The following is an 11768-nucleotide window of genomic DNA, read 5'->3' as shown; positions in this document are numbered from 1 at the left end:
AAGCCCCTCTAGATAGAGGGGCTTTAGATTTGAATTTAGTTTTTTTTTAGATTATTCGTCGTCTTCTAGAGGTACTAACTTAGTACTTCCACCACGTATTTTTTCACGTCGATGCTGAATCATGGCGTAGAAACCCGGGATTAAGAACGTACCGGCTAGTAACACACATAACAAGCCACCAACTAATGAAATACCTAACGAGTTTTGACTTACGTGACCTGCACCAGATGCAAAAATCAAAGGGAATATACCTAAGATAAACGACCAAGACGTCATGTTCACTGCTCGGAATCTCAACATACCGCCTCTAACCGCTGCATCATCGATAGCCACATCTTTATCTTCACGTTCTAATTTGGCGAATTCTACAATCAATATCGCGTTCTTCGCCGCCAACGCTATGAGCAAGACGAGACCTATTTGCGCATAGAGGTTAAGTGGCGTACCTGTGAGATTAAGAGCTATAAACGACCCCAATGTCGCGACCGGAACAACGAGTATGATGGCTAAAGGAATTGTCCAACTCTCGTATTGAGCCACCATGAACAGATAAATAAATATTAGCGCAAGTGCAAACGCGTAAATCGCTTGGTTACCCGCTAGTACTTCTTGATATGCCATCCCTGTCCATTCATACTGGTAACCCATTGGGAGTACCTCAGCAGCTACCCTTTCCATCGCAGCAATCGCGTCACCACTAGAATAACCAGGAGCTGGTTGTCCTTGAATAACAGCACTTCGGTACATGTTGTATCGCCACGCCACGTCCGGTTCAAACACTTGTTCGTAAGAAACCAATGTGCTTAATGGAATCATCTCACCGTTGGAAGAACGCACGTGGAACAATTGTAAATCTTCCATTCCACTTCGATACTGGGCGTCAGCTTGTACCGTAACACGGAAGTTCTTACCAAACATCGTGAAGTCATTCACGTACAATGAACCTAAGTTACCCTGTAGCGTTTGAAATATCGATGAAAGAGGGATACCTAACTGTTGAGCTTTCTCTCGGTCGATGTCGACATAGTAGTGTGGGACATTCGCTCGGAAAGTACTAAACGTGTAGGCTATTTCTGGTTGTTGATTAGCCGTCTGAATCACATCTTGCATTACCAGAGCTAGATCAGTCCGGCTTCGTCCTAAAGTATCTTCTAGAACAAACTCAAAACCCGAAGCTGCGCCCATACCCGGAACCGCTGGTGGTCCCATCGCAAACACAACAGCTCCTGGAATCTGCTGAGCCGCCATTCCATTAACTCGTGCTGCAATCGCGTTTGCAGAATGATCACCTTCAAATCCGTTTCGCTCGCTCCAGTCTTTCAATTTGATAAACAGTGAAGCACCATTGGAAGCCGCCGCTCCGGTCATAAACGCATATCCGTTAGCAACTGTGATTCCGTCGATTCCCGGTTCCTGCTCTACTAGATTCACCAATTTTTCAGTGGTTTCAGTAGTACGAGATAACGAGGCAGAATCAGGAAGTTGGACGTTTACCAGTAGAATGCCTTTATCTTCTTGAGGAACAAACGCTGTTGACGTATTTTTCGAAAGGAAAGTTACTGCCCCTACCGCGATAATAAAGAATGTCATTAGCAGCAAGGCTTTTTTAACCAAAAACCCTGCAACTTGGCCATATCGCATCGTGATGCGTTCTAACAGTCCGTTAAACGTTTGGAACCAACGAGCTGTGTTTCCTCCGCCCTGTTTCAATACTAATGAACAGAGTGCTGGTGATAGTGTCAACGCATTGATCGACGAGATGATTACCGAGATACAGATAGTCAACGCAAACTGGCGGTACATGATCCCTGTGATCCCCGGAAGCAACGTCACAGGAATGAATACAGCTAATAGAACCAGCGTCGAGGTAATAATCGGCCCCGTCACCTCTTTCATCGCCATCAAGGTTGCTTTTCTTGGCGAGATATGAGGATTGCGCTTCATGATGGTATCCACATTCTCGATAACCAAGATGGCGTCATCCACCACGATACCAATTGCAAGAATGATCCCGAATAAGGTTACTGTATTGATCGTAAAGCCGGTCATGTTCATCACGGCAAAAGTACCAATTAAAGATACCGGGATAGCAACAACCGGAATTAATGTTGCTCGCGCACTACCTAAAAACAGATAAGTTACTGCGATTACCAGTAAAATAGCTTCCACCAGTGTTTTAACTACGCCCTTGATCGATTCTGCAACGAACACCGTCGTGTCATAACTGGTTTCATATGCCATTCCCTCAGGGAAATTGACACTTAGACGCTCCAGCAAATCCATCACTGCCTGTCCACTTTCTAATGCATTAGCATCAGATTGTAGGTTTAGCGCAACGATTGATGCGTCCTCCCCACGGAATTGACCACTACCGTCATAGAACTTCTTACCCAATTCAACACGAGCAACATCTTTTAAGTAGACCGTTGAACCATCAGAGTTTGCTCGAAGAACGACGTTTTCAAACTCGCTGACTGACTCAAGACGACCTTTAGTTACTAAGTTAAATTGTACCTCTTGTGGATCAGCATAAGGCGCAGCACCGACCCTACCCGCAGCAACTTGAACATTCTGTTCCGCAAGCGCTGCATAGACATCGCTGGTAGTCATTTTAAGATTCGCTAGCTTATCGGGGTCTAACCATACGCGCATCGCGTATTCACCGCCACCAATAACGTTAACTTCACTAATGCCTTTAACACGAGCCAGCTGATCTTTAACGTTGAGATTAATGTAGTTAATCAAGAACTGGTCATCGTAACGACCATCTGGAGAATAGAAGTTGAGTACCATCAACAGATCAGGCGAGCGTTTTTTAACCGTCACGCCGACCATACGAACTTCTTGCGGAAGTTTTGATTCTATCTGCGATACTCGGTTTTGAACGTTAACCTGAGCCATGTCCGGATCAGTACCGATGTCAAAGGTAACGTTTAGGTTATATGAACCATCATTAGCACTCTTTGAGGACATGTAAATCATGTTCTCTACACCATTCACCGACGTTTCTATCGGATCGGCGACAGCTTCTTCAACGACTTCCGCACTTGCACCGGTATAATAAGCGGTAACACTTACCGATGGCGGACTGATTTTAGGGTACTCAGCAACTGGCAGAACCATCAAAGAAATAGCACCGGCGAGCGTGAGTATTATCGAAATGACCAAAGCGAACTTTGGTCTTTGAATAAAGAAACGACTTAACATGTATTAGGCACCCTGTTCTTGTGACTTAGGCTCTTGAATACGTACAGGGATTCCATTTCTTACACGTTGTAGACCTTGAGTGATAACAACATCAGTAGTTTTAAGACCAGAGCGGATCACAACCCCCGTTTCCACCTGAGGTCCTAGTGCAACATTGCGGCGCTCCGCCACATTTCCTTCAGAAACGATCATGACAAAGTCACCTTCTAGGTCAGTTTGTACTGCTCGTCTTGGCACAGTAACCACGTCACTCGCCTCTTTTTCCATAAGCTCTACGCGAACATGTTGACCCGGTAGCAGTCTTTGGCTTGGGTTTTCGACCACTGCACGCATCGCTAATGTGCCAGTATTAAGATTAATTCGGTTGCCTAAAAAGTCGATTTTCCCTTGTTGTTCATAGACGCGACCATCTTCTAGGATAACGTTGACTGCTACGCCATTAGATTCATCAGAACCATCACCTTCAATTTGGTCCATGCCTAACGCAAGTCGTTCTCGCTCTGAAATACTGAATGAGGCATAAATAGGATCCATACTCACAAGAGTAGTAAGCACACCTGAAGACGGTGATAACAGGTCACCCGTACTTACTTTACTGTCAGAAATTCGACCTGTGAATGGTGCTCTGATCGTAGTATGCGATAGGTTTACTTCAGCAACTTTCTCTTGTGCAATTCCAGCTTCTAATTGCGCGCGAGCGCTCATTAGTGAAGCAGTTAATGCATCAAATTCGGCCTGAGAGATATTGTTTGATTTAACTAGGTTTTTACCACGCTCGAAGTCCAGTTCTGCTTTCTTTAACGAGGAGCGAGCTTCTGAAACCATAGCTTTTGCGCTCGCTACTTGAGCTTCAAACGTTGAAGGCTCAATGGTATAGAGCAAGTGTCCTTTTTCTACAATTTGCCCTTCTTGGAAATGACGTTCCAGTAAGTAGCCTGAGACTTGAGCTGTAATAGCCGTGTCTTCTACCGCATCCATGCGTCCGATATAAATTTTACTTTGTTGATGAGGAACCACCTCCACCGCTTGGGTTTGTACTAGAGGTGCTGGCGCGTTTTGTTGGGTATTAGTTGTTTCACCGCACCCTGCTAAAAGAACAGCAGAGACTAGGCTAGCAACGAGTAGTTTTTTAGGCATTGAAACACCATTTTATCTTCTAATTGGAACAAGCTTTGGCAGACTAGCAAATTACAAGTCAGCTGAATGTCCGAGAAGTATTAATAGTTATGTTGAAAGTGTTTCAAAATATAACGAACTGTTTTTACGTAGTTTTTTCTATATCTTTTGGAAATGCATGGTGGTAGATATTCATAAAATCAGCGCGAATTTCTTGCTCTAAATGTGTCGCTAATTCTGTAGGACAAAATATCATTACATGTAGAATTTGTTCCCCCGTCGCGCCACTAGAAATGTGGATATGTGGCTCTGAACCAGGGAGATCGACACCGGCATGTTTCTCTATAACACTGTTATAGCGCCGCGCAACATCGATAAAGCTCTCACTATGGTGTTCAATTTTACTCGTAAGTTCAGGTAATAATGGGAATAAGTTGTCAAACCCAGGGACAATAATAGAAAAGCTATGGTAGACATACCTTTTCATGAAGTTTAGGTTTTTTACCGCGTAAGTGAAGAACATGCTGTTTGGCAAAGTGATCGTTTTGCCAGTGAAGTGATATTGGCCGTGATACAAGTCTATCTCTTGAATAACAGTCGCCATTAAGTTGTGCTCTATTACCTCACCACTCGTTTTGCCAACCTCAATCCAATCTCCGATTCTAAATGAACGAGAGCTCGCTCTTTGGATAGAACCAGTAAAGCACAGGATAATTTCTTTGGAAGCAACGACAATAGCGACGGCAATAGCCGTAACCGACAGTGCAAACTCACTGATTTCAGACTTCCAAACCAAAAACAACGTGATAACGATAATAGCAAAAGAACCATTTTTAGTTCTCGACATCCATTTACGCTGATCTTCCGATAAGAAAGCGACATCCCCTCGGATACCAGAAAGGGTCACTCGGCGAATGACTAAGATAACAAAGACGACCAGAAAGCTTAATAACAGTTTGTTTTCTAATAAGAACGCTATTACTTTTTGAAAATCTTCCATGGTCGCCTACTGCATAACTTTGTTTTCCTTAACGATAACGAATTGCAGTGTCTTTCGCAATTTGCACAATCACGTTTACTGCTAATTCCATTCCTTGAACGGTAATAAATTCATGAATACCGTGGAAATTATAACCACCAGTAAAGATGTTTGGACATGGTAGGCCCATAAACGATAATCGTGCTCCATCCGTACCACCACGAATCGGTTTGATGTTTGGCTTAACATCGCAAGCTATCATCGCTTGTTTAGCAATATCGACAATATGTGGATGTGGTTCAACCATTTCCTTCATATTAGAGTAGTTATCAGTGATCGTTAAAGTGACGAGTTTCTGTTTGCTACCTTGGTTAAATGTCGCGACCTTATCCTCCAGGTAAGCTTTTCGTCTCTCCAGACCTTCTTGCTCAAAGTCTCGCAAAATATAATGTAGCGTAGATTTCGGTACTGACATTTCTGCTGTTGTCAGGTGGAAGAAGCCTTCATAGCCTTCTGTCATTTCAGGCGTCTCTTCTGAAGGCATTTCTGCTTGGAATCGCGATGCGAAAGTCATGGAGTTCACCATCTTGCCTTTCGCCGTGCCAGGGTGAACATTGTTACCATGAAACGTCACCATTGCGGCGGCTGCATTAAAGTTCTCGTATTCAAGCTCTCCGACAGGTCCACCGTCTATCGTGTAGGCCCACTGTGCCCCGAACCTCTCAACATTAAACAAGTCCGCGCCACGTCCTATCTCTTCATCTGGGGTGAAGGCAATTTTGATGTCGCCGTGAGGGATATCTGCATTTTCGATCAGATACTCTACTGCAGAAATGATCTCTGCAATACCTGCTTTATTATCTGCACCCAATAGCGTCGTGCCATCGGTGGTTATGATGTCATGCCCATGTAACTCATGAAGATCTGGATACTGTATCGGAGACAAGACTTCCTCGCCCTTACCCAAAGCAATATCACCACCTTGATAATTTTCTACTAGTTGAGGTTTTACGTTAGCTCCTGAAGCATCAGGGGCTGTGTCCATATGTGCAACAAAACCGATGGCTGGAACGTTGTAGTCAACATTGGAACGAAGTGTTGCCATTACATATCCGTTGTCATCTAAAGCAACTTCATGCAGACCTAGTGATAGAAGTTCGTCTCTGAGAAACGCAGCGAATGTCGTTTGACCTTTTGAACTTGGACAACAACCTTGTGACGGGTCTGATTGCGTGTCAAACGTGACATAATTGAGAAACCGGTCGATAAGACTTGTCATTTTTTCACCTTACGTTCTTATGAATATTGGTACTCATCATACGTAAACTCATTGCCACTAAATTGCGATGAATCAGTTTTATATAGATTGAGTGAGAAAAACGCCAATTAATATACGCCTATTACCCTACGCCCTAAATTTGATAGTTTGGGCTGATGACGATTAGAGACATTAGATAAATAATGAGTTTATAAATTACGTTTACCAATCTAAATGTGGGCTTATCTTATGACGGTCAATAAACATTACGTGTTTTCTCCAGAGGATCTTAGTGAGGCTACTGAAGTAGTTACAAAAAACACATCTCGGGAATCAGAAAGAGTTGAGTTAGTAAAAACGTTACAGAAAAAAGGTGGTTTTGAAGAACACTGATAGGGTTAAGATTATTAAAACGAGCAAAAAAAAGAGCACCTAGATAACTAGGTGCTCTTTTTCAAATTCTTTGTGTTTATCGGTTTATACCGATATCACGCTGCATGTGACCAGATAATTCGTTTGCGTAGTAAGTGTTCTCTACTTCGCCTTTACCGAACATAATGTCTAGTAAATGTGCAATCAATCCTTTGAAGTTAACCGCGTAGGTTTTCTTTTCCATAGAGGGTACAGCGATAGTTTCGATGTTCATTGCTTGTGCCATGATTGCCTCTCTTAAAAACTGGGTAACTCGTTGTTGTTGGTGACAATATTAGGCAAAAAAACGCTGTTTAAAAAATGACAAAATTTGGGGATTCGCATTAGTTATTCTAATAAAACAAGGCGTTAACAACAGCCAGTTGATGTTATCTCAGAATGGTGACTACATAGTCAGAATGCGCCTAAATAAATGCATAAATATCGCACCAAGTACTTGGCAATAATGAAGTTGTTGTATTATTGTTAAACAAAAAACCTCTTATAATTAAGAGGTTTTTTGCTATTTGTCGTTAGCTATTCTTATCCACCATATGAGGTTCGCGCTTTTCTCGATAGAGCGATGCAACCGTTGCTACGGTCATAGTCACTAGAATCACACTTAACGACACCCAAGTTGGGATTTCCCAAGCTGAACCTACTAATGCCATTTTCACACCGATGAAAATCATAATGAATGACAACGCTGGTTTTAAGTAAACAAAACGATTCATCATCCCTTCAAGTACAAAGTACAAAGAACGTAGCCCAAGCAGAGCAAATACGTTAGCTGCTAGTACTAAGAACGGCTCTCTAGTAACTGCAAAAATCGCAGGAATTGAGTCTAGAGCAAACATAATATCCATAAACGCAATCACACCGATTACGACTAACATTGGTGTAAATACACGTTTGCCGTTTTCGATAATAGATAACTTGTTACCATGAAAATCATCTGTAACCGGCACTAACTTTCTAATTACACGTTCAGGTAATGGGTTAACTTCATCCTCACTTGAGTCTTTAGCAAGCTTAATACCTGTCCAGATCAAGAACGCCGCGAACAAGTACATTACCCAGTGGAACTCAGCAAGTAACTGAGCTCCAACACTGATCATGATTGCTCTTAAAACCAATGCACCTATAACACCCCAAAGCAGAGCTCTTGGTCGCAAATGTTGAGGTACTGCGTACTGGTGGAAGATAATTGCAAACACGAACAAGTTATCCACGCTCAGCGATTTCTCTAATAAGTAACCCGTTAAGAAAGACACCGTCGCCTTTTTCGCGGTGTAATCACTTGCTGGAGCGTAAAAATCCCAAAATAAGTAAATCGTTGCAGAAAAAGCAAACGCTAGTAAAAACCAAAACACACTCCATATCGCTGCTTTGCGAATAGAGATTTGACCACCGCGAGTTTGATATATGTCCAACGCAACCAAAGCTAGCGTTAGTACAAAGAAAGAAACATAAATAGATGGGCTCATAAGTCCTCCAGGCGGAAGGACGAAGAGTATGGGTGTCGACCTTCCACAAACAAATACTTCACTCAGTAACAAAATACTGAGCATTTGATTGCGTTGGTCTCGTCAAAGCGCTGTCTGCGCTCTTATTTGCCGGATAAGCTCTAGACTTAACGAGATGACGACAAATAAACGGGTGACTACTCCCCAAAACGAGCGGATTGTATGCCTCAAATTTGAGGTTGTCTATCTTTTTTGTGGGCTAAAAACGAAAAAACCAGCACTTTCTTTTTATGCTGGTTTCACGTCTTGGTTTGTAAAGCTTGATTACGCTTTTACTTTATCCGTTGTTTTCTGGTTTGTTTCTTTCCAGTATTGAATACGACAACGATGAAGCTGTGCACGTCTCATTTTTTTCATGGTTAACTCCTTCTATACTTTACGCAATTCAAGTTACTTTTTGAATGTAACATTGAAATGACAGTCGTAAGACTATTGTGTGACAGTGTTAGAAAACTGGGGAAAGTCCCAAGTGAGCATGATTTGCTCTTTGTCACTTGTCATTAAAAGCGTTTCTGTTGCTAACGTATTCTGAATCTCATTTTTGCGGATCCAGGTAAATAGTTTGGACTCAGAAATGGGATATAAGTTCAAAAATTCTATGAGTTTCTTATCGGCTATATGAGGTAAATCCTGATTGATTAAATCTTCAACAATCAATTCCTTACCCGCTATTTTAACGCTTTTTAATTGATAGCCGTCAGAACGTAGTAAGGTCTGAAGCCTGGTGTAATTTGTAACCGTCATTGGTATGAAAAAAGACACTCGCGCTACTGACTGATTCACAACATCGATCTCAGCCACCATAGGAATGCCACGGTAGTTTGTGTCAAAACCGCAATAACGCTGATGTTCTATTTCACCACAATCATATACATCAGACAGCGACCTAACCTGATTTAAGTCACTTAATGGCAACTCTCCCATCACATAACGAGATGGCCATGTAGTCATAGCAAAGCAGATAGAGGGAATCAGTAGTGATAACAACAATATTCTTAATTTCATCTCTCGATGATACCTATTATTTCTTTCTACGAACTCATCCCCCTCTAACTCATCCCTAAGAATCCGTTATGTGAGCTTACTCTGACTTTGAGGCGTAGAGCATGGGAATGATGTGAAACCGCTTGAGGCAACTTACAGTAACCTCGGATTATTAGAACAACGGAATGAGCATGAAACATAAGACCCTACTTGCTTGTATGCTGTTGGCTTCGCCATCGCTATTTGCATCACCCTACTTAACCATCTCTACCTCCACAACGAGCAGAGACTATCCACTAGACCCTACAACACCATTAGTCGTCACTCTTAATAAAGATAAGTATCAGCTCGAGATCAGCGCTATAGACACGCTCTGCAATAATGAGCTGCCCAATAAGGTTAAGTTCAACACTCCAGTTCCTCTACTATGCGACAAAATATCTACTTTGCCTTTGAATATTAGGTTCACCGGAGACTACGCCTTCATCTACGATGAAAAACTTCACACGTTGACCTTTAAACGACAACCTAAAAAAGTGGCTAAAACTGAGTTTAAACGTCCAATACCAAATGTTAGGTGCGAACAGCTCCCTAACCAGCTCCAAACTATTGATCTAGGAAGCTCTTACCCCGACGGGACACAGTTGAAGGATGTGTTTTCAGGTTCAGTAGTCACTGTACATAATGGTCAAGTCTCACTACAACCAAACGCATCGAGTGGCGGTCTAACCTTGTTAGAGTCAGTTAAATCAGTCCAATCGAACACCAAGTTCGATTATAGAAACGCCAACATCTATTTCGTCATGGTCGATCGTTTTAAAGATTCCAACCCGGAGGCAATACAACCTTATGGACGTCAAAAAGATGGTAAAGATGAGGTCGGGACATTTCATGGTGGCGACTTAAAAGGCGTCACTGAAAAGCTAGATTATATTAAAGCGCTTGGTACCAACGTGATCTGGCTTTCTCCCATCGTAGAGCAGGTACATGGTTTTGTTGGGGGTGGCGATAGCGGATCGTTTCCATTTTATGCCTATCATGGTTACTGGGCTCGCGACTTCACCAAAATTGACCAGAGCTTTGGTAATGATAATGATTTGAAGCAGCTTGTTTCTGAAGCCCATAAGCGTGGGATAAAGGTTTTGTTGGACGCTGTCATTAATCATCCAGGCTATTCAACACTTGCCGACCTCCAATTCGACCACATTGATGTTGCCAAAGCTACCAATGTACTTCCAAAGACCTGGACACAATGGGCACCTAAGAAAGGTGAAAATTGGCACAGTTATCACATCAATATAAATTACAACTCACACCATTGGGCTGATTGGTGGGGACCTGATTGGGTAAGAACTGGTCTACCTGGCTACGATAAGCCAGGCTCTAGTGACACAACCTTGTCCCTTGCAGGTCTGCCAGATTTCAAAACAGAATCGAATAAAACCGTTCAACCACCAGAGTTTCTATTAAATAACCCAGGCACACGAGTAGTCGCTAGAGACAATTATACCGTGGCGGACTACTTAATCGAATGGCAAACTGATTGGGTTAAACGCTTCGGTATAGATGGATATCGAGTTGATACCGTCAAGCACGTTGAAGGCGAGGTCTGGAAAAGACTCAAAGCTGAAGCGACTTCTAGTCTTGAGTTGTGGCGTTCAAAAAATAACGTTGAAGGACAGCCTTTCTGGATGATGGGTGAAGTATGGGGGCACAGCGCCTACAGAAGCCCCTACTTTGATGATGGGTTTGATGCTTTAATTAACTTTGATATGCAAAAGAAGCTCGACAAAGGCGCTGCATGCTTTAGCCAGATGGCGGACACTTATCAGCATTACGCTGACTCCATTCAAAGTTCACCTGATTTCAATCCAGTAAGTTACATGTCGTCTCATGACACAGAATTGTTTTTTAGCCGCTTTAAAGACTATGACATGCAACGAAATGCGGCCAATGCCCTGCTACTAAGCCCTGGCGCGATTCAAGTCTACTACGGCGATGAGGTGGGAAGAAACATCGGTCCTTATGCAGATGATTTCCATCAAGGTACTCGCTCGGACATGATTTGGGAGCTTTCAAATGATAAGCAAAAGTTGTTAAAACACTGGGAAACAGTTGGACAATTTAGAGATCGACACCCAGCCATAGGAGCAGGAAAACATACAGTATTGGCGAATGACAACGCTTACGTATTTTCAAGAGAATTAGGCGACGACAAAGTCGTCATCGCCTATTTTGGAAACTAACAGCTAGAGCCATTCAATCAAGAGTTCTTAGGCCAATAAGC

The 11768-nt window shown here is 42.6% G+C and carries 8 protein-coding genes; 1 reads left to right on the top strand and 7 read right to left on the bottom strand.

All coding sequences use genetic code 11. From position 1 onward, the window contains the following. Positions 1-51 precede the first annotated feature (51 nt). From VME0621_RS01060 to VME0621_RS01030, 7 genes are all read right to left on the bottom strand, one after another. A complete protein-coding gene (locus tag VME0621_RS01060) occupies positions 52-3207 on the bottom strand; it encodes an efflux RND transporter permease subunit (RefSeq protein ID WP_062461442.1) in 3156 nt (1051 codons plus the stop codon). 3 nt (positions 3208-3210) lie between these two features. After that, positions 3211-4344 (bottom strand): efflux RND transporter periplasmic adaptor subunit, encoded by a 1134-nt coding sequence (locus VME0621_RS01055; protein WP_062461439.1) that lies wholly within the window; start codon positions 4342-4344, stop codon positions 3211-3213. 124 nt (positions 4345-4468) lie between these two features. Then, positions 4469-5323, bottom strand: coding sequence for a mechanosensitive ion channel family protein (locus VME0621_RS01050; protein WP_038226948.1), 855 nt, complete (start codon positions 5321-5323; stop codon positions 4469-4471). A 28-nt stretch (positions 5324-5351) separates the two neighbouring features. Next, positions 5352-6581, bottom strand: coding sequence for a peptidase T (gene pepT / locus VME0621_RS01045; protein WP_062461436.1), 1230 nt, complete (start codon positions 6579-6581; stop codon positions 5352-5354). Between the two features lie 448 nt (positions 6582-7029). Continuing rightward, positions 7030-7218, bottom strand: a complete 189-nt coding sequence (locus VME0621_RS01040; RefSeq protein WP_006073603.1) for a hypothetical protein — start codon at positions 7216-7218, stop codon at positions 7030-7032. 286 nt (positions 7219-7504) lie between these two features. Then, entirely contained in the window at positions 7505-8458 is a 954-nt protein-coding gene (locus VME0621_RS01035) for a TerC/Alx family metal homeostasis membrane protein (protein WP_062461433.1), read from the bottom strand. A 468-nt stretch (positions 8459-8926) separates the two neighbouring features. Continuing rightward, positions 8927-9502: a hypothetical protein gene (locus VME0621_RS01030; protein WP_062461430.1), complete on the bottom strand. Its 576-nt coding sequence runs from the start codon at positions 9500-9502 to the stop codon at positions 8927-8929. A gap of 170 nt (positions 9503-9672) precedes the next feature. Between VME0621_RS01030 and VME0621_RS01025 the strand changes: the two genes are divergently transcribed. Next, entirely contained in the window at positions 9673-11727 is a 2055-nt protein-coding gene (locus VME0621_RS01025; protein WP_062461427.1) for an alpha-amylase, read from the top strand. Positions 11728-11768 lie beyond the last annotated feature (41 nt).

The organism is Vibrio mediterranei (genome assembly GCF_900088415.1).
GTDB lineage: Bacteria > Pseudomonadota > Gammaproteobacteria > Enterobacterales > Vibrionaceae > Vibrio > Vibrio mediterranei.
This window is presented reverse-complemented; position numbering and strand designations above follow the sequence as displayed.

Bases quoted from the DNA above. Each gene is read 5' to 3' on its own strand.
- VME0621_RS01060 (WP_062461442.1), bottom strand. From the start codon at position 3,207: ATGTTAAGTCGTTTCTTTATTCAAAGACCAAAGTTCGCTTTGGTCATT.
- VME0621_RS01055 (WP_062461439.1), bottom strand. From the start codon at position 4,344: ATGCCTAAAAAACTACTCGTTGCTAGCCTAGTCTCTGCTGTTCTTTTA.
- VME0621_RS01050 (WP_038226948.1), bottom strand. From the start codon at position 5,323: ATGGAAGATTTTCAAAAAGTAATAGCGTTCTTATTAGAAAACAAACTG.
- pepT (WP_062461436.1), bottom strand. From the start codon at position 6,581: ATGACAAGTCTTATCGACCGGTTTCTCAATTATGTCACGTTTGACACG.
- VME0621_RS01040 (WP_006073603.1), bottom strand. From the start codon at position 7,218: ATGGCACAAGCAATGAACATCGAAACTATCGCTGTACCCTCTATGGAA.
- VME0621_RS01035 (WP_062461433.1), bottom strand. From the start codon at position 8,458: ATGAGCCCATCTATTTATGTTTCTTTCTTTGTACTAACGCTAGCTTTG.
- VME0621_RS01030 (WP_062461430.1), bottom strand. From the start codon at position 9,502: ATGAAATTAAGAATATTGTTGTTATCACTACTGATTCCCTCTATCTGC.
- VME0621_RS01025 (WP_062461427.1), top strand. From the start codon at position 9,673: ATGAAACATAAGACCCTACTTGCTTGTATGCTGTTGGCTTCGCCATCG.